The 26,290-nt window shown below is 65.5% G+C and carries 19 protein-coding genes and 1 tRNA gene; 8 read left to right on the top strand and 12 right to left on the bottom strand.

The features are described 5' to 3' along the window. Positions 1-103: 103 nt before the first annotated feature. Both C8J43_RS03825 and C8J43_RS03820 read right to left on the bottom strand, forming a co-directional pair. Positions 104-1,447, bottom strand: coding sequence for a carbohydrate porin (locus C8J43_RS03825; RefSeq protein WP_243645392.1), 1,344 nt, complete (start codon positions 1,445-1,447; stop codon positions 104-106). A gap of 253 nt (positions 1,448-1,700) precedes the next feature. Next, positions 1,701-4,013: a DNA translocase FtsK gene (locus tag C8J43_RS03820; RefSeq protein ID WP_133029766.1), complete on the bottom strand. Its 2,313-nt coding sequence runs from the start codon at positions 4,011-4,013 to the stop codon at positions 1,701-1,703. Between the two features lie 143 nt (positions 4,014-4,156). Here C8J43_RS03820 and C8J43_RS03815 point away from each other — a divergent pair, with 143 nt between their 5' ends. Together C8J43_RS03815 and C8J43_RS03810 are read left to right on the top strand one after the other, a co-directional pair. Then, a complete protein-coding gene (locus C8J43_RS03815) occupies positions 4,157-5,371 on the top strand; it encodes a UbiH/UbiF/VisC/COQ6 family ubiquinone biosynthesis hydroxylase (RefSeq protein WP_133029765.1) in 1,215 nt (404 codons plus the stop codon). Positions 5,372-5,550: 179 nt separating this feature from the next. Then, complete coding sequence (locus C8J43_RS03810) at positions 5,551-6,267, top strand: DUF3800 domain-containing protein (protein WP_133029764.1); 717 nt, start codon at positions 5,551-5,553, stop codon at positions 6,265-6,267. A gap of 186 nt (positions 6,268-6,453) precedes the next feature. Here C8J43_RS03810 and C8J43_RS03805 read toward each other — a convergent pair whose 3' ends face one another. The 6 genes from C8J43_RS03805 to C8J43_RS03780 form a co-directional block, all read right to left on the bottom strand. After that, positions 6,454-6,639 carry a Trm112 family protein gene (locus tag C8J43_RS03805; protein ID WP_279388822.1) on the bottom strand — a complete coding sequence of 62 codons (186 nt, stop codon included), beginning with the start codon at positions 6,637-6,639 and terminating at the stop codon, positions 6,454-6,456. Then, on the bottom strand, positions 6,636-7,277 hold the full coding sequence (locus C8J43_RS03800; RefSeq protein ID WP_056064511.1) for an LON peptidase substrate-binding domain-containing protein: 642 nt from the start codon (positions 7,275-7,277) through the stop codon (positions 6,636-6,638). The genes C8J43_RS03805 and C8J43_RS03800 overlap by 4 nt, the downstream gene beginning before the upstream one ends. Beyond that, positions 7,274-8,170: a tetratricopeptide repeat protein gene (locus C8J43_RS03795; protein ID WP_133030031.1), complete on the bottom strand. Its 897-nt coding sequence runs from the start codon at positions 8,168-8,170 to the stop codon at positions 7,274-7,276. The genes C8J43_RS03800 and C8J43_RS03795 overlap by 4 nt, the downstream gene beginning before the upstream one ends. A 248-nt stretch (positions 8,171-8,418) precedes the next feature. Then, on the bottom strand, positions 8,419-11,946 hold the full coding sequence (locus C8J43_RS03790) for an error-prone DNA polymerase (protein ID WP_133029763.1): 3,528 nt from the start codon (positions 11,944-11,946) through the stop codon (positions 8,419-8,421). Between the two features lie 7 nt (positions 11,947-11,953). Continuing rightward, entirely contained in the window at positions 11,954-13,423 is a 1,470-nt protein-coding gene (locus C8J43_RS03785; protein ID WP_243645421.1) for a DNA polymerase Y family protein, read from the bottom strand. Beyond that, complete coding sequence (locus tag C8J43_RS03780; protein ID WP_133029762.1) at positions 13,392-14,189, bottom strand: hypothetical protein; 798 nt, start codon at positions 14,187-14,189, stop codon at positions 13,392-13,394. The genes C8J43_RS03785 and C8J43_RS03780 overlap by 32 nt, the downstream gene beginning before the upstream one ends. Positions 14,190-14,547: 358 nt before the next feature. Between C8J43_RS03780 and C8J43_RS03775 the strand changes: the two genes are divergently transcribed. From C8J43_RS03775 to C8J43_RS03765, 3 genes are all read left to right on the top strand, one after another. Further along, positions 14,548-17,562, top strand: coding sequence for a TonB-dependent receptor (locus C8J43_RS03775; protein ID WP_133029761.1), 3,015 nt, complete (start codon positions 14,548-14,550; stop codon positions 17,560-17,562). Between the two features lie 191 nt (positions 17,563-17,753). Next, positions 17,754-17,828, top strand: a tRNA-Gly gene (locus C8J43_RS03770). 121 nt (positions 17,829-17,949) lie between these two features. Next, the gene (locus C8J43_RS03765; RefSeq protein WP_133029760.1) at positions 17,950-18,744 is read left to right on the top strand and encodes a DUF72 domain-containing protein; all 795 of its coding nucleotides are present in this window, start codon (positions 17,950-17,952) and stop codon (positions 18,742-18,744) included. A gap of 91 nt (positions 18,745-18,835) precedes the next feature. Here the strand turns inward: C8J43_RS03765 and C8J43_RS03760 are convergent, their stop codons facing one another. Together C8J43_RS03760 and C8J43_RS03755 are read right to left on the bottom strand one after the other, a co-directional pair. Beyond that, positions 18,836-19,126, bottom strand: coding sequence for a hypothetical protein (locus tag C8J43_RS03760; protein ID WP_060526145.1), 291 nt, complete (start codon positions 19,124-19,126; stop codon positions 18,836-18,838). A 171-nt stretch (positions 19,127-19,297) separates the two neighbouring features. Then, positions 19,298-21,571 (bottom strand): CDC48 family AAA ATPase, encoded by a 2,274-nt coding sequence (locus C8J43_RS03755; RefSeq protein WP_133029759.1) that lies wholly within the window; start codon positions 21,569-21,571, stop codon positions 19,298-19,300. A 281-nt stretch (positions 21,572-21,852) separates the two neighbouring features. Here C8J43_RS03755 and C8J43_RS03750 point away from each other — a divergent pair, with 281 nt between their 5' ends. Continuing rightward, positions 21,853-22,737: a LysR substrate-binding domain-containing protein gene (locus C8J43_RS03750; protein ID WP_133029758.1), complete on the top strand. Its 885-nt coding sequence runs from the start codon at positions 21,853-21,855 to the stop codon at positions 22,735-22,737. A gap of 119 nt (positions 22,738-22,856) precedes the next feature. On the opposite strand, the gene C8J43_RS03745 is transcribed toward C8J43_RS03750, so the two are convergent. Further along, positions 22,857-23,315 (bottom strand): peptidylprolyl isomerase, encoded by a 459-nt coding sequence (locus tag C8J43_RS03745; protein ID WP_060526148.1) that lies wholly within the window; start codon positions 23,313-23,315, stop codon positions 22,857-22,859. A 108-nt stretch (positions 23,316-23,423) separates the two neighbouring features. Here C8J43_RS03745 and mgtE point away from each other — a divergent pair, with 108 nt between their 5' ends. Both mgtE and C8J43_RS03735 read left to right on the top strand, forming a co-directional pair. Then, a complete protein-coding gene (gene mgtE, locus C8J43_RS03740) occupies positions 23,424-24,833 on the top strand; it encodes a magnesium transporter (RefSeq protein ID WP_060526149.1) in 1,410 nt (469 codons plus the stop codon). A 31-nt stretch (positions 24,834-24,864) separates the two neighbouring features. Further along, positions 24,865-25,269 carry a DUF1489 domain-containing protein gene (locus tag C8J43_RS03735; protein WP_056053914.1) on the top strand — a complete coding sequence of 135 codons (405 nt, stop codon included), beginning with the start codon at positions 24,865-24,867 and terminating at the stop codon, positions 25,267-25,269. Positions 25,270-25,534: 265 nt separating this feature from the next. Here C8J43_RS03735 and C8J43_RS03730 read toward each other — a convergent pair whose 3' ends face one another. Beyond that, positions 25,535-26,260: a DUF2807 domain-containing protein gene (locus C8J43_RS03730; protein WP_165899538.1), complete on the bottom strand. Its 726-nt coding sequence runs from the start codon at positions 26,258-26,260 to the stop codon at positions 25,535-25,537. Positions 26,261-26,290: the final 30 nt, after the last annotated feature.

Genomic DNA, 26,290 nt, shown 5'->3' with positions numbered 1-26,290 from the left:
GGACCCAGGATGAAGCAGGGCAGCGAGTGTTACTCTGGATCCTGACTTTCGTCAGGATGACGGGGGAGGCGGATGTCGGCAACGTGTAAAGTCGATACCCCCGTTACAGCGTAATCGCGCCCTTCAGGCCGAGCACCGCGACGTCGTTCGCGTCATGCACACCCCCGGGGTTGTGGATGAACTGCACGTTCGGGCGCAGTTCCAGCCACCGCGTCGGATGCACGCTGTAATAGATCTCCGACGCATATTCGGCGTCCTGCACGGCGGGCCGCGTCGGATCGAGCGCCTCGCCCTTCGCGACGCGCCCGTTGACGTTGGTCCGCGCGATGCCGAAGCCGAGGATGTCGCCCGGCCGCCACGGCACCAGGCCCTTGTAGAACAGCCCGGCGGCGATCTGGTTGTCGGTGGTCGAGGTCGCACGATCGGCCTGCGTCGCGTTGAGGAAGACGCTGAGCCCGGTGACGGACTTGCCGTCCTTCGACGTGCCGGTGACCTGTTGCTGGAGATTGAGATACACGCCGTAGCGTGCGCTGCGGCGGAGGGGTTCGAGCCCGGTGATCGCGATCGGCTGGCGGTTCACATCGTAGAACACGTCGTCGCCGTTCGACGTGTTGACCCAGCCGCCGACCTTGTACGCGCCGACCCGGCCATCGTTATCGCCGCGATGCCATTCGGCCTCGACCGGGATCAGCGCGCCGATCGCGCCATGGAACCGGCCGATCACGAAGGCCTTTTCGAGATTGCGCGGGTTCACTTCGTAGGCGGCGGTCTTCAGCGTCAGATGATCGTTGACGTCGTAGCGCAGCCGCGCGCCCCATTGGCCGACCGGCCAGTTCTGCCAGTAATCGCCGACCAGATTGCCGGGCTGCGCGCCGCAGAAGCTGAGGTTCTGGAAATAGCAGGAGAAGACCGCGAAATCCTCGCCGGGATTGGTCCGGCCCGCCTTGATCTCGAATTTCTCACCGATCTTTTGCTCGTACCAGAATTGCGTGAGGCGGACGGTCTGGCCGCGGCCGTATACTTCCTGGACCTGTTGCAGCACGCCAAGATTGGCGTCCGCGCCGAGATCGCGGCCACGGCGATAGGTGACGGTCGCTTGGAATGCGCCGCCCTTCAGTCCAACCACCTTGTCGAGATCGAGCAGTACGCCGACGTCGAACTGGCCTGTCTCGCGCAACAGCTTCCGGTCGCCGCCCGAGAAATTGTAGCCGCTTTCCGAGGCATAGCGGGCGCTGACACCGATACCGCGATCCGCGAGGCGCTTGCGGATGTCGAACCAGTCGGCGAACAAACCGGGGGGCGGGGTGCGCCGCGTATCGGCGGTCAGCGCGGAAGGGGAGAGATCGCTGTCGCGGCGAACGCCCGCGCGGGGACGGTGCTGCGTGTCGGTCGCGGTACTGCCGGGGGTCTGCTTGGCGGTGTCCTGCGCGGAGACTTGACCGGACATGGCGAGCGCCACCGCTGCCGTAAACAACCGCCGATACTGCATCACGCCCACCTGTTTTTCGTAACTTGTATCAACCCCGTATACCGGGCGTAGGCTGATCGAAACCCCGGTCTGCGTGCGTCACTTAGTGAAGGGCGCCCTCCCAGTTCTCCCGCGAAGGCGGGAGCCCAGGGTTCCAGACGATATCGTTCTTGGTTCCTGGACCCCCGCGTTCGCGAGGGACAGCGAGGCAAACGACCGCGCGCGGGCAGGGCTAGATCGCATGCCCCTCGGTATCGCGCAGCACTTCGCGGCGGCCGACATGATCCGGACGGCCAACGATGCCGTCCTTCTCCATCCGCTCGATCAACCGCGCGGCGGAATTATACCCGATCCGCAACTGGCGCTGGAGCCACGAGGTCGAGGCCTTCTGCGACTCGCAGACCAGCTGGATCGCCTGGCGATACTGCTGGTCCTCGGCCGAATCCTCACCGGTCGGCGAGCCTTCCAGCGCGAAGCTCTCCTCGGGCTCCTCAGTGACGGAGGAGATGTAATCCGGCAGCCCCTGCGAGCGCCAGTGATCCGCCACCAGCCGCACTTCGTCGTCGGTCACGAACGGCCCGTGGACGCGGACGATGCCCTTGCCGCCGGGCATGTAGAGCATGTCGCCCTTGCCGAGCAGCTGCTCTGCGCCCTGTTCGCCGAGGATGGTGCGCGAATCGATCTTCGACGTGACATGGAAGCTGATCCGCGTCGGCAGATTGGCCTTGATGACGCCGGTGATGACGTCGACCGACGGCCGCTGCGTCGCCATGATCAGGTGGATGCCCGCCGCGCGTGCCTTCTGCGCGAGCCGCTGGATTAGGAACTCGACCTCCTTGCCCGCGGTCATCATCAGGTCGGCGAGCTCGTCGACGATTACGACTATCTGCGGCAGGACGTCGTATTCGAGCTTTTCTTCCTCGTACATCGGCGCGCCAGTATCGGGGTGATAGCCCGTCTGCACTTTTCGCCCGAGCGGCTGCCCCTTGGCCTTCGCCCCACGCACCTTGTCGTTGAAGCCGGCGAGGCTGCGCACGCCGACGGAGGACATCTGGCGATAGCGATCCTCCATCGTCTCCACCGCCCATTTCAGCGCACGCACCGCCTTGGCGGGATCGGTCACGACCGGCGACAACAGGTGCGGGATGTCGTCGTACATGCTCAGTTCGAGCATCTTCGGATCGATCATGATCATCCGGCACTGGTTCGGCGTCAGCTTGTACAGCAGCGACAGGATCATGCTGTTCAGCCCGACCGACTTGCCCGAGCCGGTGGTGCCCGCGACCAGCAGATGCGGCATCGGCGCGAGATCGGCGATCACCGAATCGCCCGCGATGTTCTTGCCGAGAATGATCGGCAGCTGCGCCGACTGGTCCTCGAACGTCTGGCTGCCGACGAGTTCGTGCAGGCTCACCGCCTCGCGCCGCGCATTCGGCAGCTCGATACCGATCACGTTGCGCCCCGGGATCACAGCCACACGCGCGGAGATTGCGGACATGTTGCGCGCGATATCGTCGGCCAGCGCGATCACGCGGCTTGCCTTGATACCGGGCGCGGGCTCGAGTTCGTACATCGTCACGACCGGTCCCGGCCGCACCTCGATAATCGAGCCCTTCACGTGGAAGTCGTCGAGCACGTTTTCCAGCAGCCGTGCGTTACGCTCCAGCCCGGCCTTGTCGATCACATTGCCCTGGCTCGGCGGCGACGGCGTCAACAGGTCGAGGCTCGGCAGCGTGAAATTGTCGCGCAGGTCGAGCGACGACTGGCGCTCCTTGGGCTTGGCCTGCGACGGCGCGTTCTGGCGATCCGCGATCACCGGGGCAGGGCGGGGGTCCGGCTCTGCCAAAGCACGCGGCTCGACCGGCTTGCGCGTCAACGTCAGCGGTTCGTCGTCGTCCTCGTCGATCTCCGCGAAGCCGTCATAGCCGAGCGCCTCCGTCCGGTTGCGGCGGGGGAGGCGCCATTTGCGCTCGCCGAGATCGATCTCGATGCTCTTGCCCCAGACGATCGCGCCCGCAATCGCGGCGACGAGCCCAATCGCGCGCGCGGTCCAGAGTTCCGCAACCGGCTGACCGACAAAGCTCAGCCCCCAATGCACGGCGCTCGCAACGGACAAGCCAATGACCCCACCCCATCCGGCAGGCAGTGCCAATACCGAGGTGCCCGAGACGAACGCCAGCGCGCTCGCCATCAGCGCGACGCCGATCGCCGCGCCGCGCACCATCCGCAGCCAATGCCCAAGCGGCAGGTCGCGCCACAGCCGCATCCCCAGAATCGGGCCGATCGGCAGCAACAGCGCGACCGCCGGCCCGAACAGGGTGAGCGCGATATCGGCGAACCACGCGCCCGGCGGGCCGACGAGATTGTCCGGATAGGCGCCCGACGCTGTGTTGAGTGCCGCGTCGCTCGGGTGATAGCTCGCCAAGGCCAGCGCCATCAGCAGTGTGCCGACGAACAACGCGATCGCCGCGATCAGCGCGCCGCTGCGGACGGCACCCGCCTTCACCGTCTCACGCCACAAGGCTGGCTGCGCGCGGCTGGCCATGACCCGTATTCTCCAGTTTCTCTACAATAGAGAAATGCATCGTCCCCGGCAGCGTCAACGTCAAGATAACCGCGCTGCAACACGGGTTAAACCGCGTCGGGAACGTCGTTGGCAGCGACCGGCTACCGGGATAAAGCGCGACCATGGACACAGATGTAATCATCCTCGGTGGCGGGCTGGTCGGTGCGACGCTCGCCGTGGCGCTCGACGTGCACGGCATCTCGACGATCGTGATCGACCCCGCCGACCCCGCGGTGACGCTGGCGCCCGGCTTCGACGGACGCGCGTCCGCGGTCGCGAGCGCGAGCCACCGGATGCTCGACGCGATCGGCATCGGCGCGACGCTGGCGGGGCAGGGCTGTGCGATCCGCCAGATCCGGGTGAGCGATGGCCTCGAACCCGGCGCACTCGATTTCGTCCCCGCCGCGGACGACGGCGCGCTCGGTACGATGTACGAGAACAAGCTGCTCCGTCGCACGCTGTTCGACGCCGCGACCGCCGCGCCGCATGTCGACCTGCGCATGCAGACGCGCGCGACGACGGTCGACCGTGCCGAATCGGGCGTCACCGCCACGCTGGACTCAGGCGACACGATCCGCGCGCCGCTGTTGATCGCCGCGGAGGGCCGCAACTCGCCGACCCGCGAGGCCGCCGGAATCACGATCGCGCGCTGGTCGTACGAGCACACCGCGATCATCGCCGCGTTCCACCACGAACGTTCGCACGAGGACGTCGCGTACGAGATCTTCTACGCAAGCGGCCCGTTCGCGCTGCTCCCGCTCCCCGACGACGCCGACGGCCACCGCTCCGCGATCGTCTGGACGGTCGACGCGAAGAACGCGCCCGGCATGCTGAAGCTCGGCGACCGCGCGTTCCTCGCCGAAGCGGAAAAGAGCATGGGCGGCTTCCTCGGCGCGCTGTCGATGGCGACGCCGCGGTCGAGCTACCCGCTCGGCTTCCACCACGCCGCGCGCATCACCGACCAGCGTCTCACGCTGGTCGGCGACGCCGGCCACGGCATCCACCCGATCGCCGGGCAGGGCCTCAATCTCGGCTTCCGCGACGTCGCGACGCTCGCCGAAGTCCTGGTCGAGGGCAAGCGCCTCGGCCTCGACCTTGGCGACGCGGCACTGCTCGCGCGCTACCAGCGCTGGCGCGGGCTCGACACGTTCATGACCGCGGCCGCCACCGACACGCTCACCCGCCTGTTCGGCCTCCCGGGCAAGACCGCCAGCGCCGTCCGCCGTTTCGGCATCAGCGCCGTCAACGCGATCCCGCCGCTCAAGGATCGCTTCATGGCGGAAGCACGCGGTGAAAGCGGCGACTTGCCCAAGCTGTTGCAGGGGATAACGGTCTGAGGCTGCGAGTCTAAGTCGGTTGTCCGTCATGTCGGGCTTGTTTCGGCATCCATGATTACGCACAGCCGATAGAGTTTTGGTCGCGCCGGCCATTGGGAAGGCCCAACTCGCCAAAACTAATGGTAGCAAAGTTGCGTAAATGCTGGTGGGAAGTGATTTTTCTCGGTAGGAGCTGATTCTTGCATCTCATCTACTATGACGAAGTAAAGTTTGGCCCGCCTGAGCAGCCCTCCTATTGGCTGGGTGGCGTATGCGTTGCGCACGAGCTGGTACCGGAGATCGAGGCTAAGATCAGTGCTATCGCGGAGCGCGCATTCGGCTCGGCGGTGCTGAATAAGGATACCGAGATCCACGGAATCGAGCTCTGCAGGGGTAAGGGCAACTTCAAAGGTCGGGACTTTGGCGAACGCCTGGAACTTCTCAAGGAGCTTCTCGCGATCGTGGCGCGAGAGGATGTCATGCTCATTCGCGTCAAGGTGAACCCGGCGAACATTACTCACTCAAGCGATTCCCCCGCAGACATAGCGTTCATGTTTTTCGTTGAGAAGGTAGACGAATTGCTTCGCGCCAGATCGTCCCTTGGCATGCTATTTGGGGACTACGACGAGCCTGCAATTGGTACATCCGTCGCGAACCTATCGGAGTTTCGGCGGGGCAGTACTCGTTGGGCAAAGGGCAAAGGCATCGAGAATCTCATCGATACCGTACACTTTGCCAAATCACACCATAGCAGGATGATCCAACTCGCGGATGTGCACCTCTACGCAAGCCAGTTCATGTGGGGAGATAACAGCTCTGGATGGCGAAAGGCGGTAGCCGAGGTGATTAGTGCCAGCCGATCATTGGGGCCGACGAAGTACAAGGATTGGCCGCATGAAGCACGATGGTATAGGTAGACGCGACCGACGCCCGAAGGATCTGGCAGGGCTACGCCGATGCGCTGCCGGTCGCTTACACAAGATGACGCAGTTCAGCGTTTTGTCAACAGTCGGCCGCGTTTCGCCGGCTAACCACCAGATCGAGACAATGGCGTGTTGCGAAAGCAGTCTCGCTAACAATGCCACCCGTGATTTCGCACCCGATCAATAAATTTTTAATTCGATCTGCCGCGCTTCTTCGATAAGCATAACAGGCACACCGTCCCGGATCGGATAGGCCAGACCGGCCGCGTCCGAGACGAGCTCCTGTGCTGCTTCATCATAGCGGAGCGGCGTTCGCGTCATCGGGCAGACGAGGCGTTCGAGCAGCCACGGATCGAGCGCGCTCACTGCAACGTCACCGATTCGTCGCCGTCATGCCGCCCGAAGAACTGCATCAGCTGGATGATCAGTTCGGCGCGCTGCTCGATATCCGGTGCCTCGAGCAACGCCTGCTTTGCGGCTGCGTCGAATGGTGCGATCTGCGCGATGCCGTTGACCAGGCTCTCGTCGTCGAGCCGTCCGACCGCATCCCAGTCGACCGCATAGCCCTGCATGTCCGCGAACCGGCGCGATTCCAGTTCCAGCGAAGAGCGCCGCCCGAGCGACAACGCATCGTCCTCGATCAACGGCAGCAATTCCGCCTCGACCTGGCGGAACGCGGTCGTCACATCCAACTCGCGGACGATTCGGAACAGCGCGATGCCCTCCAGCACGACATTGTAGCGCCCGTCGTCGAGCGCCTCGACTTCGGCGATCTTGCCGACGCAGCCGATGTCGTACAGCGCATCCGCGTCGTCATGCGGTCCACCCCGCGGCTGGATCATCCCGATCCGCCGATCGCGCGCCATCGCATCGCTGATCATCGCCCGATAGCGCGGCTCGAACATGTGCAGCGGCAGGTGCATGCCGGGGAACAGCAGCGCGCCCGGCAGCGGGAAGATCGACAGCCGCGTTGTGGCGCGAGGAGGGGCGGACTCGGTGGTCATCCGAACAGGATCGCAGACAGGCGGCGTCGCTGTCCAGACACCCACGGGTCTTCGAGCCCGACGACCTCGAACAATTTCAGCAACTGCGTCCGCGCCGCGCCCTCGTTCCAGTCGCGCTCGGTGGCGATGATGCCCAGGAACGTGTCGGCGGCGGCATCGCGGTCTTTCGCCGCCATCTGGCCATTGGCGAGCGCGAACCGGGCCTGCAGGTCGTCGGGGTTCGCTTCGACCGCAGCCTGCAGAGGCGACAGGTCCTCGACCGGCGTCGCCGACTGCGCGAGCGCGAGTGCCGCCTGGGCGCGGTGGATCGCCGGGTCCTTGGCGATCGCCGGATCAAGGTTCGCCAGCCAGTCCGTCGCTTCGTCGAGCTGCCCGGTCGCGACCAGCGCGCGGACGAAACCGGCATGGACCTGCGGATGCTCGGGCGCGATCTCCGCGATCTCACGAAAAATCCCCAGCGCGCGCTCGCCGTCATTGGCCGCGAGCGCCTCTTCACCGATCGCGATCAACGGCTCGACGTCGGGCACCGCGTCGGTTGCGCCGGCTTCGATCGGCAGCTGCTTGAGCAACTGGTCGAGGATCACGCGCAGCTGCGATTCGGTGCGCGCGCTGGTCATGTCGGCGACCAGCTGGCCCTGGAACATCGCATAGACGGTGGGGATCGACTTGATCTGGAATTGCGCGGCGATGAACTGGTTCTTGTCGGTATCGACCTTCGCCAGCACGACGCCCTTGTCGGCATAATCGGCGGCGACCTTCTCCAGCGTCGGCGTCAGCGCCTTGCACGGCCCGCACCATTCCGCCCAGAAATCGATGATCACGAGGCTGGTCATCGACGGTTCGACGACGTCGCGACGGAACGCCTCGACGGCGTCCTTCTCCGCGGGGGACATTCCAAGCGTGGCCAAGTTCAACTCCCGTGTAATTCTCGCGTGCTATCTGGGGCGCCCCCGCGGCGAATGCCACCTCTAGAGCCCATGTCTAGACCATCGCGTCCGAAATTCCACGCGCGCACCAGCTTGTCTCGCCAGTGGCCAGTCCGTCACCCCCCATTCCGTCACGCAGCAAAACTGGGGTATTTCACGTAGCACGCGACCTGCGCCCAATAGGGAGACCTTGGCGTTCGCGGGGGTGACGGGCATCAATGGAAGTCGCGCGATTTGGGTAGCACGCGGACGTCCCGGGGATGCTGGGCGCGCGGATGCTGGGCACGCGGTGTCCGTCCGTCAGGGCCGCGTGGGATGACCGGCCGGATCACCTCGTCCACCCTCGCGAGCGGCGGCTCCAGCGCATGATCCTCCGACAACAGCCGCAGCATCTCGGTGCGGTCCTGCACGCGCGACGTCATCAGGTGCGTGACGCCTTCCTCGCTGCGCTGGATCACGCCCTCCAGCACCATCAGCCGCGAGGCCATCACCGCGCGGCGGTTCGCCTCGAAGTCGCGCGCCCACATCAGCCCGTTGGTGATCCCGGTCTCGTCCTCGATCGTCACGAAGATCGCATTGCCCTTGCCGGGGCGCTGGCGGACCAGGACGACACCCGCCACCTTCGCGCGGCGCCCGTCCTTGGTCGCATTGGCCTGCGCGCTCGACAGGATCCCCTCGGCGGCAAAGCGTTCGCGGAGGAACGACATCGGATGCGCCTTCAACGACAGCCGCGTCGTCTGGTAATCCGCCGCCACCTGTTCGGACAGCGGCATCGCCGGCAGATTCGCGTCGGGCTCCGCACCAAGCTCCGGCACCTCTGCCGCCGCGAACAGCGCAAGCTGCTTGGGCGGCGTCCGGCGCACATCCCACAAAGCCTCACGCCGTTCCTTCGCCACCGACCGGAACGCATCCGCATCGGCCAGCAGATTCATCGCCCGCTGCGGCAAATTGGCGCGCCGCGCGAGGTCCTCGATGCTAGCGAACGGCGTGGTCCGAACACGAACGATCTCGTCGGCCCAATCCTTCCGAAACCCATCCACCTGCCGGAATCCCAGCCGCACATCCTCCCCGGAACGGGGAGGGGGACCATCCGCAGGATGGTGGAGGGGGGGCGCCGCAGACACTCCGCCTGGAAGAGTGGCAGCCGAAAGCGCGCCGTCAGTAACAGGGACACCCGCAATCGATACGTTCGCGGAAGCCCCCCTCCACCCCGCTTCGCGCGGTCCCCCTCCCCGTACCGGGGAGGATTCGAGCGAATTGTCCCACCCACTCGCATTCACATCGACCGGCAGCACGGTAACCCCGTGCTCCACGGCATCCCGCACCAGTTGCGCCGGCGCATAAAACCCCATCGGCTGCGAATTGAGCAGCGCGCAACAGAACACCGCGGGGTGAAAGCATTTGATCCACGACGACACATACACCAGCCGCGCGAACGAAAGGGCGTGGCTCTCTGGAAACCCGTAGGATCCAAACCCTTCGATCTGCTTGAAACAGCGCTCTGCGAACTCTGCCTCATACCCACGAGCGACCATGCCGCCGATCAGCTTGGCCTGGAAATTGTTCATCCCTCCGACCTTGCGAAACGTCGCCATCGATTTCCGCAGTTCGTTCGCCTCGTCGGGTGTGAACTTTGCCGCGACGATCGCCAGCTTCATCGCCTGTTCCTGGAACAACGGCACGCCGTATGTCTCGCCAAGCAGCACTTCGAGTTCGTCGCTTCGACCATGCTCGGGCGATGGCGAGGGATAGACCACCACCTCCTTCTTCGCCCGCCGCCGCAAATATGGATGCACCATGTCGCCTTCGATCGGCCCGGGCCGAACGATCGCCACCTGAACCACCAGATCGTACAGTTTCCGCGGTCTCAGACGGGGCAGCATGTTGATCTGCGCCCGACTCTCGACCTGGAAAACGCCGATGCTGTCACCCTTGCACAGCATATTATAGACGTCCGGATTCTCGTCGTTGGCGATCGTCTTCAGTTCATGATCGCCGAGCCCGTGCTGTCGCATCAGATCGAAGCTCTTGCGGATGCACGTCAGCATGCCGAGCGCGAGAATGTCGACCTTCATCAGGCCGAGGCAATCGATATCGTCCTTGTCCCATTCGATGAACGTACGATCCTCCATCGCGCCATTATGAACCGGCACGATCTCGTCGAGGCGTCCCTGGGTCAGCACGAACCCACCGACATGCTGCGACAGATGACGTGGAAATTCGAGCAGCCGTTCGACCATGTCCCGCAACCGGGCGATTTCCGGATTGGCGACATCGAACCCCGTTTCGGCAAAGCGACGTTCCGGGAAACGGTTCGAAAAGCTGCCCCAAACCGTGCTGGTCAGGCGTTGCGTAACGTCTTCGGTAAAGCCGAGCGCCTTGCCGACCTCGCGCACGGTGCTGCGCGATCGGAAATGGATGACGGTCGCGGCGATCGCCGCGCGCTCCCGACCGTAGCGGCGATAGATATACTGCATCACCTCTTCGCGCCGCTCATGTTCGAAATCGACATCGATATCGGGAGGCTCGCTCCTTTCCGCAGATACGAATCGCGAAAACAGTAGGTCGTGCTTCATAGGGTCTACCGACGTGACGCCGAGCACGTAGCAGACCACCGAGTTGGCCGCCGATCCGCGTCCCTGGCACAGGATCGGCGGATCCGCACTGCGCGCGAACCGGACGACGTCGTGGACGGTCAGGAAGTAATAGGCATAGTTCTGGTGCCGTATCAGCGCGAATTCCTCGCGGAGCGATGCCAGAAGCTTGTCCGGCACATAGCCATCATATTGGTCGATCGCCGATTGCCAGGCGAGATGCTCCAGCCAGTCCTGAGGGTCCCAGCCTGCGGGGACGGGCTCATGCGGATATTCGTATTTGAGTTCGTCGAGCGTGAAGTCGATCCGCGCGAGCAGCTTTGCCGTCTCGTCGATCGCGTGCAGCCGGTCGCGGTAAAGGTGTGCGATCTCATCCGCATCCTTCAAATGGCGTTCGCCATTGGCACCGAGCCGTTTGCCGGCTCGCTGGATCGTCGTGCCCTCACGGATGCAGGTGACGATGTCGTGAAGCGAGCGATCGTCGGCGACCGCATAGCGCACGTCGTTGGTCGCCAGGATCGGCACGCGCGCCTTGACGGCGATCCGGGCAAGCCGGGTCTGACGTCGCCGATCGCGACCGCCATGCGGCATCGTAACCCCAAGCCACACCGATCGCCGCGCCAGCGGACGGAGCGCGACAAGCGTAGCCTCGAGACTGGCATCGTTGCGGACTGGAAGCACGAAATCCTTGTGTGCGACCACCGGTCGCGCGGTGCACTCGGGCATGACGATCAACAGGATTTCGCCGAGATGCGCGACCAGATCGTCGAAGCCGAGGATGCAGCCGCCTTTCTCGGCCCGCCGGTTGCCGAGCGTCAGCAACCGCGTCAGCCGTCCCCATCCGGCCCGGGTTGCGGGATAGGCGATGATGTCCGGCGTACCGTCGGCGAATACGAGACGCGCGCCGACCACCAGCTTGAAATCGAACGGCGGCAGCTTCGCACCGAGCTGACCCCGTTTGGCGCGTTCCAAGGCATCATAGGCGCGGACCACGCCGGCAACCGTATTGCGATCGGCGATACCGATACCGGCCAGCTTCAATTCGATAGCGCGCCCGACGATGTCGCTGGGGTGACTCGCGCCATCGAGGAACGAATAGTTGGTCGCGGCGACCAGTTCCGCGAACGCTGGCGCGGCCCGCCCGTTCATCCGATCCTCACGCGAAGACGCCGTGGAGGTACCAGCGGGGTGCCTCCATCTCGGAATACAGGCCGTGGCGGAAGATCCAGAAGCGGCGGCCGCGGCGGTCTTCGATGCGGTAGTAATCGCGCGTCGGGATGTCCTGGCGTCGCCACCATTCGCCGGCGATCCGTTCGGGGCCTTCGCTGTGCGCGACGTCGTGGACGGTACGGCGCCAGCGGAACCGGTGCGGCGGGCCGTCGGGGACCTCGGCCATCATCGATTCGATCGGTTGCGGCGGATCGAACAGGTAGATCGGCCGCAGCGGCGGTTCGTCGGTTTCCGGCGCGATCCACGGCGTTGGGGCGGGCACTTCGGCGGCGGGCAGCATCAGCTCGGCCTGCTCGGGAATATGATTGTCGCGCGCGGAGAACCGGCGGACGCGCGTCCTGCCTAGCCGCGTGCCGAGCTGGTCGACGAGCTGCGCGACCTCTCCCTTCTGCGCCTCGCCGCCCTCCAGCTTCAACTGCGACGCGTCGAGCTTCTCCGCGAGCGCCACGTCGAGCCGGACCAGATCATAGCCAAACCCCGGATCGAGCGGATCGGCGAGGCTGTCGATCCGCTCGCGGAACAATCGCATCAATAACGCCACGTCGCGTGTCGGCTGACCCGTCTCGATCCGCAGCCGCTGTACGAGGCCGTCGGCGCGGAACAGGCGGGCTTCCCAGCGGCGGCCGCCTTCGTGACGGTCGGCGAGCTGAGCTGCGGCTTCGGTGGCGAGTTCGGCCAGCATTTCCAGCGCGTATTCGGTGCGTGCGATGGGTTCGGCGAAGCGGCGTTCGACGCCGATCTTCGGCACCGTGCGGCGCGCGACGATCGGCCCCTTCACCGAGCTGTCGAGCCGGCGGATCATCATCGCCGCCTGCTCGCCGAACCGTGCCGCGATCGTCGCGAGCGGTCGTGCCATCACGTCGCCGACCGTCTTCAGCCCGGCGCGCGACAAGGCGGTCGTCGCATCCTCGTCCAGCCCCAGCGCCGCCACCGGCAACCGCTTGACCGCACGCTTTTCATCCGGCGCCGGCGCCCCCGCATACCGCGCCAGCGCGCGCGCCGTGTCGGGCGTGTCCCCGAACGCGTGGCGCACCAGCAGCCCGCGCCGGGCTAGCCGCTCCTCGAGATCGGCGGCAAGGCGCCGTTCGCCCTCGAACTCGTGCACGCACCCGGCGATGTCGAGGATCAGGCCATCGGGCTCGTCGAGCGCGACCGACGGCGTATAGCGCTGGCACCCGTCCGCGAGCCGCTCGAGCCATTCATGGTCGGCATGCGCGTCATGCTCGTAAACCTCGAGTTCGGGTACCTGCGCCCGCGCATCCGCCAGCGTCAGGCCGGGCCGGAGACCTGCTCGCATGGCTTCACGGTCGAGCGCCTTTAGCCGGATTCCGCCCGACACCGTCTCGACGAACGCGATCGGCGTCTCAGCCCGTCCGACGAACAGATGCGGCCGCATCGTCCGCAGCCGCTCGATCGGCAGCCACGGAAAAACCAGCGCCAGGTAGCGTCGCGGAATCACCAGAGGCGAAGGCGATCTGGTCGAAGGCGGTATTGTCGAAGATGTACGCGTCACGGTCCCACTCCACACGCCAGCGAAGCCCGGCCTGGCCTCCGCGTCGACGCAGCAATTCGATGTCGAAGGCAGGTTTGCCCGGTGCGTCGGCCTCCAGCGGCCGCGACCGACACGCGGCGACCTGCCAGCGCGATGCAGCCGCACTCGGCACCGGTTCGGCACCGATGCGCAGGCTGAGAATGGTGACGCCCGACGCTTCGGCCGCCAGCATCAGCCGCCGCGTCGCGGTCAGGTCGAGTCCTGGCGCGCGTCCCCAGGATTCGATCAACAACGTGCCAAGCCCATGACACCGCGCGGCATCGGCGGCGGCACGCAACAAGTCCGCCTCGTCCTCGACCAGCCCCAGCACCAGCGACGTCACGTCGAGCCCCATCTCGACCAGTCCGGTCGCATGCAGCCGCCCGCCTTGGCGCTCGCTAGCCTCGGTGCGCAACCACATCACCGGGGCCGCGCGCGCCGCCAGAACCGAGGCAACCGCGAACCCCGCGCCGCTCGCCGAATCGTCGATGGCGGTAAAAATCTCGTGCAGTTGCGCCTTGGCCATGCCCTGCGTCAGCCACGCATCGTCGGCACGGCCATCCCCCTGGGTCGGCATCCCGGTCGTGGCGATCCGCTTCAGGCGGGCAATCAGGGCGGACGACTCGTTCACAACTGTTCTTGTAATGTTCCGACGGGTGAGTCGCCAAGCGGAATCTTTTTTCGAGCGTGTCTGGGCGCAGGAAATTTCGTCTTTCAGTCTTAATGACACGCTCATTCATTTGCTCGCGGGCCGGGCACGCTTCGTCGCTCGGACACGCTCCCACATGAAAAATGCGTCAGGAACAGTGTCTATTTCGTGACATGTCCGTACCGAAGATTCCCCCAATCCTCGCGGTTATTTACAGTTTTACGACAGCGTTGCAGCCTTGCGCCGTGCCGTATTCCTCCCCGGATGACGCGGCCGTCCCGGAACGCGCTCGCTGTCTTCCCAAGGGGGAGGGAGGAGCCTTGCAAGAGATCGCCTCATCATGACTAAAATTGCTTTCCGGCCAACTTTGCTGCGGAGCTCTGCGCTTTCGGCGCTCGCCCTGGTCGGGCTGATCGGCACCGCGCCGGCGTTCGCGCAGGATGCGCAGGTCCAGCCGGGCACGTCGGTATCGACCCCGCCGCAGGGTGACGTCTCGCCCGCACCGGCAGCGCAGGCCACTGCCGCCCAGTCTAGCACCGCCCAGTCTAGCACCGCCCAGCCCGGCACCGCCCAGCCCGGCACCGCCCAGCCCGGCACCGATGCCGGCCAGCCGCAGGACATCGTCGTCACCGGCACGCTGTTCCGCCGCACCGATACCGAGACGCCGTCGCCGGTCACCGTGTTGACCTCCGACTCGCTCGCCAAGGCCGGCATCACTACCGTGTCGGACGCGGTCCGCTCGATCTCCGCGGACAGCAGCGGCTCGGTCCCGACCTCGTTCACCAACGGCTTCGGCGCCGGCTCGTCGGGCGTATCGTTGCGCGGCCTGACCGTGAGCTCGACGCTGACGCTGATCGACGGTGTCCGCACCGCCAACTATCCGCTTTCGGATGACGGCCAGCGCTCGTTCGTCGATCTGAACACCATCCCGAACGCGATCGTAGACCGCGTCGAAGTGCTCAAGGACGGCGCCTCGTCGAGCTATGGCGCCGACGCGATCGGCGGCGTCGTCAACATCATCATGAAGAAGGAGATCGTCGGCGCGTACGGCACGGTCGAGGGCGGCGTGTCCCAGCGCGGCGACGGCGGCGAACAGCGCGCGACGCTGACGCTCGGCACCGGTCGTCTGAAGGAGAAGGGCTTCAACTTCTACGTCAGCGGCGAATACCAGCATGACGACCCGATCTACAATCGCAACCGCGGCTTCCCGTACAACACGCAGGATCTGACCTCGATCGGCGGCGACAACAACAACCCCGGCTCGGTCGCGCCAAGCCAGACCACCAGCGCGGTCGTCGCGCCCACCACGCAGACCACACCCGGGAACATCCTGTCGGGTACCGGCCTCGCGACCGGTGCCTTCCAGGTGCTCAACTCCAATGGGTGCGCCGCGGGGCAGACGCTCGTCACCACGCCGCGGTCGGGCTCGACCTTCATCGACCAGGGTTGCGAACAGAACCTCGTCTCCGACTACGGCCAGATCCAGCCCGAGCAGACTCGTTTCGGCGTCACCGCCCACGGTACCGTGCAGATCAACGACAAGACGCAGGCCTATCTGATCGCATCGTATTTCCAGAACGACGTAAAGTCGGAGGGTAGTCCTGCGCTGATCCGCTCGGCCAATCCGGTCAACACGCAGAACATCGTCCTGCCGGCGGTGCTGGCGAACGGCACGTTCAACACCACCAACAACCCGTTCGCGACCCAGGGGCTGGCGGCGGCGATCCGCTATCGGTTCGGAGACATCCCCGCCTCGTCCGAGTACAAGAACCACGTGATCCGTGCGGCGGCGGGCATCGACGGCCAGTTCGGCGAGGGCTGGGGCTATTCCGCGTCGATCACCGCGGCGCATTCGTGGCTCGACATCACGCAGAACGGCTATCTCAACCTCGCCGGACTGCAAACCGCGATCACCACCGGCAGCTACAACTTCGCCAATCCCGATCTGAACACCGCGGCCGTCCGCGCCGCGATCTCGCCGACGGTCCGTTCGCAGGCCACCAGCGACCTCGACATGATCCAGGGCGTCATCACCAAGGACCTGTTCCAGCTTCCCGGCGGTCCGCTCCAGGTCGGCGTCGGCGGCTCGGTCCGCTACGAGGCGCAGAACGATCCGAGCCAGAACCCGGACTTCACGACGATCAACCTCAACCAGTTCTCGGCGGTCGGCAACCGGACCGTCGAATCGGCCTATTTCGAGGTCAACGCGCCGATCCTGACCAGCCTCGAGATCGACGGGTCGGGCCGGTTCGATCATTATTCGGAAGGGTTCAGCCACTTCTCGCCGAAGATCGGGGTGAAGTTCACGCCGATCCGTCAGGTCGCGCTGCGCGGTACCTTCTCGAAGGGCTTCCGGGCCCCGAGCTTCGCCGAGACGTCGGGTTCGGTGGTCGGCTTCACCGCCGCCGTGCCGCCCTGCTCGCTTCAGGCGCAGCATGGCGCCACGCTCACCGGCACGACGTGCTCGGGCGGCAGTGCGTATAACCAGTCCTATTCGATCGGCTTCAACACCGCCGGCAACCCGGACATCAAACCCGAACTGTCGCGCAGCTTCACCGGCGGCGTGGTCGTCCAGCCGACCACTTGGTTGAGCTTCACCGCGGATTACTACAACATCAAGAAGACCCGCGTGATTACGGGCGGCCCGCTCTCGAACCAGGCGCTCGCCGCCTATTACGCGGGCACCGCGCTGCCGACCGGCTACAGCGTGACGCCCGACGCGATCGATCCGTCGTTCCCGAACGCACAACCGCGCGCACTGTTCGTCAACTCGCCCTTTGCCAATGCGGCGGCGCTGAAGACCTCGGGGCTCGATTTCTCGGCGCTGGTCCAGCTCAAGCCGAGCGACGACTTCCACTTCACTAGCCGTGCGGAGGCGACCTACATCCTCCATTACGACTTCAAGCAGAGCGATGCGGATCCGTTCGTCGATTTCGTCGGTACGCAGGCGCCCTACATCACCTCGTCGGGCGCAGGTACGCCGGCATGGCGCGGCAACTGGCAGAACAGCGTCGACTACAAGGCGTACACGCTGACCGCGACGGCGTATTACACGTCGGGCTACAAGGCGGTCGCCTACGATCAGTTCGGCACCACCGACTGCAACGGCGGCAGCACGTACGGCGGCACCGATCCTGAGTTCAACTGCCACGTGAAGCACTTCGTCGATGTCGACCTGACCGGCAGCGTGGCGGTGAACGACAAGTTCAAGCTGTACTTCAACGTCGTCAACCTGCTCGATCAGAAGGCGCCGTTGAACGCGGGCAACTATGCCGCGGTCAACTACAACCCGACCTATACGCAGATCGGTGCGGTCGGCCGGACGATGCGCGTGGGGGCGAACTTCCAGTTCTGATCGCTTTCCCGACGCATGGCCAGGAAGGGGCGGACGGCAACGTCCGCCCCTTTTTTGTGCGCTGCACACAGCGGTTCGACGAAATATCGCGATGATAGTGCGAAAGGCGCTTGCCGTTCCGCAAACACCGGGCTAACAGCGCGCCTCACCCAGTCACCGTGTCGCTTCAGACCGGAGACTACGGCGCCAGAGCGGGCGTAGCTCAGGGGTAGAGCACAACCTTGCCAAGGTTGGGGTCGAGGGTTCGAATCCCTTCGCCCGCTCCAGTCGCTGCCAGGACGGCAGCGACTTTGCCGATGCGGTTTGCACAATCCCTTCGTCATCTCCCGATATGTCCACCCGAATGGCCCATCGCCAAAACGGCTTCGCGCGCGCTACACTTCGGCGATGAGCGATATGAGAATCGGTATTGGCGGCTGGACCTACGAGCCGTGGCGCGGGACGTTCTACCCCGAGAAATGGCCGCAGAAGCGCGAGCTCGACTATGCTGCCGCGCACGTCACCGCGATCGAGATCAACGGCACCTATTATGGCAGCCAGAAGCCCGCCACCTTCGCGTCCTGGGCCAAGGCGGTCCCCGACGGCTTCGTGTTCAGCCTGAAGGCGTCGCGCTATTGCACCAACCGCAAGGTCCTGGCCGAGGCGGGGGAGTCGATCGCCAAATTCACCGGGCAGGGCATCGTCGAGCTCGGCGACCGGCTCGGGCCGATTCTGTGGCAGTTCATGGCGACCAAGCAGTTCGACGCGGACGATTTCGCCGCGTTCCTGAAGCTGTTGCCGGCGAAGCAGGACGGCATCGCGCTACGTCACGCGGTGCAGGTCCGGCACGCAAGCTTCGCGGTGCCCGCGTTCGTCGCGATGTGCCGCGCGGCGGGGGTGGCGATCGTCTACGCGCAATCCGCCGACTATCCCGCGATCGCTGATCTGACCGGCGACTTCGTCTACGTCCGGCTGGAGGACGCCGAGGAGCGCTTCGTCGCCGGCTATGCACCGGCCGCGCTGGACGACTGGGCGGACAAGGCAAAGCTCTGGGCGGCGGGCGGTAGACCCGAGGGGCTTCCCTATGTCGAAGAGGCGCTACCGCCCACGCATCCGCGCGAGACGTTCGTCTTCTTCATCAATGGCGCCAAGGTCAGGGCGCCCCACGCGGCGATGGCGCTGATCGAACGCGTATCGGACTAGCAATCGTCTATCTGCTAGCGGCCAAGCCCGAACCTGCGCCCGCTTCTCCTTGCCGGGCACTGGCGCGATCGGCGCCAGTGCCCGTGTCGGATCAATGCGAGGTCTTGACCTTGACGCTGCGGTCGCCGTCCGAGCTCACCGAGCTTTCGCGTACCGTCTTGTGCTCGACGGTCTTGTGACCGACCTTCACGCCAAGGATCTTCTTCGGCCGGTGCGTCTTGCGCTTGCTGGTCGTGGTGACTTTCGTCGTTGCGGTGGCGACGCCGTCATGGACCTTGGTATCGTGATCCACCTTGGTTTCCCGCGTCGTCTGGGCGAGCGCCGGCGTGCCGCACATCATCGTCAGAGCGGCCGCGATAGCCGTAGCATGCTGAATCTTCATGATATGTCCTTCTCTCGTGATCCGTTCGCCAAACGCCCGTCGCGACGAAGGGTTCACTTTCGATCGTGCCGAGGTGGCCACTACGAGGCGGAGCAAGCGCCCAACCATCCCGGAGCCTGTTCCCGTCTCACGACAGGGGCAGGCCCGGGATGGCGATGGGTAACACCCGATTCAGTCGTCTTTTCTCGGCGGGAAGGCGAAGCCTAGGGGTTGGATCGCCGTCGCATCCTGCTTGAGGCGCGCGGCCATCTGTTCGTACTCGCGCTCGGTTTCCGGGGTGATGCTGGCGCGCGACTCCTTCAGCGCGCCCTCGAAGTCGGCCATCGTCACGTCGGTCGAATCGATCGAGCGGCGCAACGCCACCAGGCCGGCGCGGCGGACGACGTCCTCCAGGTCCGCACCTGAAAAACGGTCGGTGCGGTCGGCGAGGCGGTCGAGATCGACGTCGGACGCCAGCGGCATCTTTTCGGTCTGGATACCGAGGATGCGGCGGCGGCCGGCCTTGTCGGGGACGCCGACATAGACGAGTTCGTCGAACCGGCCGGGACGCAGCAACGCCGGATCGATCAGGTTCGGACGGTTGGTCGCGCCGATCACGACGACCGACTGCAGCTCTTCCAGCCCGTCCATTTCCGCCAGGATCGTGTTGACGACGCGCTCGGTCACCTGCGGCTCGCCCGCGCCGCTGCCACGTGCAGGCACCAGCGAATCGAGTTCGTCGATGAAAATCACGCACGGCGCGACCTGGCGTGCGCGCTGAAACAGCCGGGCGATCTGCTGTTCGCTTTCGCCGTACCATTTGCTGAGCAGGTCGGACGATTTGGTGGCGATGAAGTTCGCCTCCGCCTCGCGCGCGACCGCCTTCGCCAGCAGCGTCTTGCCGGTGCCGGGGGGGCCGTAGAGCAGGAATCCCTTCGCCGGCCGGATGCCGAGGCGGCGGAACGCGTCGGGGTTCTTGAGCGGGAGTTCGACGCCCTCCTTCAGCCGCATCTGCGCATCGTCGAGCCCGCCGACATCGGCCCAACGCACGGTCGGCGCCTGCACCATGACTTCGCGCATCGCCGAGGGCTGGACGCGCTTGAGCGCCCCCAGGAAATCCTCGCGCGTGACCGACAGTTCGTCGAGCACTTCGGGCGGGATGGTGCGCTCCTCCAGGTTGAGCTTCGGCATGATCCGCCGGACCGCCTCGATCGCCGCCTCGCGGGTCAGCGCGGCAAGATCGGCGCCGACGAAGCCGTACGTGGTGCGCGATAGCTCATCGAGATCGACGCGATCGCCGAGCGGCATGCCGCGCGTGTGAATGCCGAGGATCTCGCGACGGCCACGCTCGTCCGGCACGCCGACGACGATCTCACGGTCGAACCGGCCCGGACGACGCAGCGCTTCATCGATCGCCTCGGGACGATTGGTGGCGGCGATTACGACAAGGTTCGCACGCGACTCGATACCGTCCATCAGCGTCAACAACTGCGCGACGAGACGCTTTTCCGCCTCGCCTGACACCTGGCCACGCTTCGGCGCGATCGAATCGATCTCGTCGATGAACACGATCGAAGGCGCTGCCTTCGCGGCTTCCTCGAACACTTCGCGGAGGCGCGACTCGGACTCACCATAGGCGGAGCCCATGATCTCGGGGCCGTTGATCAGGAAGAACTGTGCATCCGATTCGTTGGCGACGGCGCGCGCAAGGCGCGTCTTGCCGGTGCCGGGAGGGCCGTGCAGCAACACGCCCTTGGGTGGATCGACGCCGAGCCGCTGGAACAGTTCGGGATAGCGGAGCGGCAGTTCGACCATCTCGCGCAATTGGTCGATCGTCTGCGCCATGCCGCCGATATCGTCGTAGGTGACGTCGGCGCGGCGTGCGGCCTGCGGCTCCTCATATTCGGAGCGCAGTTCGATCTCGGTGTTCTCGTCGATGTGCACCACGCCCTTGGGGCTGGCGGCGATCACCGCGAGGCGAATCTCCTGCAACGCATACGCCGGCGCGTTCATGAACTGCTGAACGTTGGGAGGCATGTTGCCGACACGCTGATGCCCCGCGGTCGCGACGATATCGCCCTGGCAGATCGGCCGGCCGAGGAAGGTGCGCTTGAGTGCGTTGGTCGAGCCCTGGAGGCGAAGGTTCTGCTGCGCGGGCGCGAACACGACGCGCGTCGCCGGTTTCGACTCGGCTTTGCGCACTTCGACGTAATCGCCCGAGCCGACGCCGGCATTGGCGCGCTGGAGGCCGTCGAGGCGGAGGATGTCGAGGCCCTCGTCCTCCGGATACGGACCAACGGCGCGCGCGGGCGTGTTCTGCTTGCCGAGGATTTCGATCACGTCGCCTTCGCCGATGCCGAGCGTCGCCATCAACGCGCGCGGCAGATGTGCCAGGCCGCGGCCGCTGTCCTCGGGACGCGCATTGGCCACCTGAATTTTTCGCGTGGGGATTTCGCTATCGGGCATCTCGACTCCTTCGAACTCGAAGGATCAGATGGGGGGTGAACCACGCGGTTTCGAGGACCGGCCCTGTTCGCGCGTCCGAAAACGCACAAAAAAAGGGCCGGCCAATGAAGGCCAGCCCGTGAAAGTTTTTAGGAGAGGATGCCTGAAAGGCGAGGTCTTTTTGCAGCGAGACGGTTCATGTTGCAAGTGCGAAGGGATCAGCTACGATTGCGCTAACTGCAATCGTATGGCTGAATGCGTCCAGCGGTCATTGTCACACTCGTCGAGTCGAAAGAGGAAACATGCGCAGGCTGCCGCCACTGGGGGCTATCGAGGCGTTCGTGCAGGTCGCGCGGCTGGGGTCGATCAAGGCCGCGGCGGAGGATCTTGCGCTATCCGCGCCTGCGCTCAGCCGGCGCGTGCAGAGCCTGGAACGCTTCATCGCCAAGCCGCTGTTCGCGCGGCGGCATCAGGCGATGGTGCTCAATGCGGATGGTGAGCGGCTTCTGGCGCAGATCGCACCGGTACTCGACTCGCTGTCGGATGCGGTCGAATCGCTGACCAGCACGACCGAGGTGCTGCGGCTGCGGCTCGGGATACTGCCGCTCTATGCGTCGCAGAAGCTGTTCCCCAAGCTGGGCGAGTTGCGCACGTCGCACCCCGAGCTGCATCTCGATATCGATACCGCAGCGCATCTGGTGTCGCGGCTCGGCGACGGACTGGATGCGGTGATCGCCTTGTCGCGCGAGATCGACCCAGCCTTCTACGCGCGGCGGCTCGATCGGAACTCGGTGTATGTGATCGGGGCAAGGAGCCTGTTGGAGCGCGCGGATCCGGTCACGCGGCCCGAACAGCTCTCGAGTCTGACAGCGCTGGTGCACCGCGACATGACGGATACGTTCACGGCATGGCGGACGGCGGCGGGGCTCGACGAGATCGAGCCGTTGGCGATCGATCATTTCGATTCGGGGGCGCTGATGCTGGAGGCAGCCGCGCAGGGGCTTGGCGTCGCGTTCATGCATGCGAGCCATTTCGAGGATGCGAACGATCCGCGACTGGTCCGGCTGTTCGATATCGAGGTGGAGAGCCCGTACAGCTATTGGTTCGTGTGCCGCCCAAGGGCGTTGCAGACCAAACCGGTGAAGCTGTTCCACGATTGGCTGATACGGACGGTAGCCGAGGTCTGACGGTTACTCCCCTCCCGCTGCGGGAGGGGTCGGGGGAGGGGCGTGCCTCATGCACCGGACCCCGGTACGTACGTCGCTCCCTCCCCTAGCCCCTCCCGTTAGCGGGAGGGGAATGTAGCTTACGCAGCGCGTGCCTTGACGATCTTGCCCGGCGTCTTCGGCGGCTCGCCCTTCGGCAGCGCGTCGATCAGGTCCATGCCGTCGGTGACTTCGCCCCAGACGGTGTACTGCTTGTCGAGGAAGCGTGCGTCGTCGAACACGATGAAGAACTGCGAGTTCGCCGTGTCGGGCTGGTTGGTGCGTGCCATCGAGCACACGCCGCGGACATGCGGCTCGGCCGAGAATTCCGCCTTGAGGTTGGGCTTGGTCGAGCCGCCGGTGCCGTCGCCGTTACCGCCGTCACCGCCCTGCGCCATGAAGCCCGGGATCACGCGGTGGAAGGGGACGCCGTCGTAAAAGCCTTCGTTCGCCAGCTCGGCGATCCGCTCGACATGCTTGGGCGCCAGATCGGGGCGGAACTTGATCGTGACGTCGCCGCCATCGAGGGTCAGCGTCAGCGTTTCGGGGGTATCGGACATTCATCGTCTCCTGAATTGATGCGCGGCAGATAGGGAGCCGCACTCCGACTGGCAAATGCATGCGCGTCGCGTTAGGGCCCAACCGACCATCTTTTAAGGGAGGCAGCCATGAGCGAACTCGAGCTTCCCGAGCCCGAAACCGAAACCGCGCCCGAGACGCAACTCGATCGCGACGACCATCTGCGGCCTGAATTCGTCCGGGCCGTGCTCGATGCGGTCGAGGACGGCAACGACGAGGCGGCGCGCGCGCTGGTCGAGCCGCTGCACCCGGCCGACATCGCCGATCTGTTCGAGCTGACCCCGCAGGAGGATCGTGCAGCACTCGCGCGGGCGGTTACCGACCTGCTCGACGGCGACGTGTTCGCCGAGATGAACGATTACGTCCGCGAGGATCTGATCGATGCGCTCGAGCCGCACCAGGTCGCCGATCTCGCGTCCGAACTCGATACCGACGACGCGGTCGCGATCATCGAGGACATGGACGAGGACGAGCAGCGCGCGGTGCTGCGCGCGCTCGATCCGGACGACCGCGCGGCGATCGAGGAGGCGCTGAGCTACGCCGAGGAATCCGCCGGCCGCCTGATGCAGCGCGAGCTGATCGCGGTGCCCGAGCATTGGACGGTCGGGGACGCGATCGATTACCTGCGTGGACACGAGGAACTGACGACCGATTTCTGGGAGATCTTCGTCGTCGACCCCGCGCACAAGCCGATCGGCACGTGCCAGCTGTCGTGGATGCTGCGCACGCCGCGCGGGATCGCGATCGCCGATGTGATGAAGCGCGAGCAGACGCTGATCCCGGTCGACATGGACCAGGAGGAAGTCGCGCTGCGCTTCCAGAAATACGCGCTGATCTCGGCGGCGGTGGTCGATCATGGCGGCCGGCTGGTCGGCATGATCACGGTCGACGACATCGTCCACATCATATCCGAAGAGGCGGGCGAGGATACGCTGCGTCTGGCCGGCGCCGGCGACGGCGACATCAACGAGCCGATCCGGCTAACGGTACGCACGCGCTTCACGTGGCTTGTGGTCAACCTCGGCACCGCGATGGTCGCATCGTCGGTCGTCGGCCTGTTCCAGGGGACGATCGCCAGCTTCGCATTGCTCGCGGTGCTGATGCCGATCGTCTCGGGGATGGGCGGCAATGCCGGCACGCAGACGCTGGCGGTGGTGGTCCGCGCGCTGGCGACCAACCAGCTGACGAGTTCGAATACCGCGCGGATGATTGGGCGCGAGTTCCGCATCGCCGCGGCCAATGGTGTGATGCTCGGGGCGCTGATCGGATGCGGGACGTATGTCATTTTCCGCAACACCGACCTGTCGCTGGTGATCGCGGCGGCGATGCTGGTCAATAATATCACGGCTGGGCTCAGCGGCGTGCTGGTGCCGGTGACGCTCGACAAGTTCCGGATCGATCCGGCGGTGTCGTCCGCGGTGTTCGTGACGACGATGACCGACACGATGGGATTCTTCTCGTTCCTCGGGCTGGCGAGTCTTTGGGGTCTGCACGGTTGATCGGCCGGTATTAACGCCCATTTCCAACGGTATGCCGCTCCACCTCACTAAAGTCGCGTTCGGCGCGGAAAGCGTCGATCACCTCGCCGAGCGGCTCCGCCTGCGCGGCGAGGAGGGGCCGGTGTTCCTCACCACGCGGTATCTGCCCAAGCGGCACGAGGAAGTGGCCGGTCAGGGTTCGATGTTCTGGATCCTCAAGCACCAGCTGATCGCGCGCTCGCCGATCCTCGGGTTCGGCGAGGCGGAGGAGGGGCGCGTCGCGATCCATATCGATCCGAAGCTGGTGCTGGTGCAGGCGCGACCCAAGCGTGCGCATCAGGGGTGGCGATATCTGGAAGGCGCCGATGCGCCGCTCGATCTGGGCGGGGATGCGACCGGGCTCGACGTGATGCCGCCGGCGCTGATGACCAAGCTGGCGGAATTGGCGCTCATTTAAGGGGGGGGGGGCCAGAACTCGTCGAGGTTCATCCCACTCGACGATAAATTCCATCGTCATCCCCGCACGTGCGGGGATCCATATCCTCAGAGGATAGCGATCTCAGCGTGAGGTTAGCCAGTATGGGCTCCCGCCTCCGCGGGAATGACGATACGCGTGCGGAAGGTATGAGGGCCGATACCGATAGGGTGACTGGCGCGATCCAGATGCCAATTTCGGTCGGAAGGGGCCGGTGTGGATCGGGCCACAAACGCGCCCTCCTCTCTCACGGAGCAGATACTCCTGCCGCCGGCTTACCGCATACCACCGGCCCGCCAGCCGCCGCATCCACCCGGCATTTCGCGGGGCCCGCGACCGTCACCGTTCCCAGTCCGCTGTTCGTCACCTGCGCGGTGTAGCGCGCTGCCGCCTTCACGTCGCCGACGCCGTCGAGGTGCACGGTCAGGTCGTTGACCGCCAGCCCGGTGGCATCAATCGCGCCCGGGCCGCTGGCGATCAGGCGCGCGCGGGCGGCGCGGCCGGCGAGCGTCATCCCGCCGGTGCCGATCAGCGTCGCGTTCAGCTGGTCGGTGTCAGCCTCAGTCAGCGCGAGGCTGCCATTGCCGCTGACCGTCACGTCGACCCTCATCCCGCGCATCTTCGCGATCGTCAGCCGCCCGCCTGCCGCGACGCTCGCCGAGACGAGGCTGGGCGTCGAGAGCGTGACGACGATCGGCCCGCCGCCGCCGCTCGCGCCACGCGGTTGCTCGCCCCAGCCGCCGGTGCCCTTGCGGACCGACAAGGTCGTGCCGTCGACGCGCACCGCCACTCCCTCGTTCACGTCGTCGGCGATCGTCGCGCGCGGCGAGCCGATCGTAACGCGCACCTCGAACGGGCCCTCCACGCGGATCCTGTCGAAGCTGCCGACCGAGACCGTCCGGCTCGTGACCGGCGCCGCACCGGCCAGCGTGGGCGAGGACAGTAGCAGCAGCGGAGCGAGCAGATATCTCATGCCCGCGACCGTCGCTGCTTCCGCGCCCGC

The organism is Sphingomonas sp. PP-CE-1G-424 (assembly GCF_004341085.1).
In the GTDB taxonomy this organism is placed as follows: domain Bacteria; phylum Pseudomonadota; class Alphaproteobacteria; order Sphingomonadales; family Sphingomonadaceae; genus Sphingomonas.
Note: the sequence above shows the minus strand (reverse complement) of the source record. Positions and strands in the feature narration are given on the sequence as shown.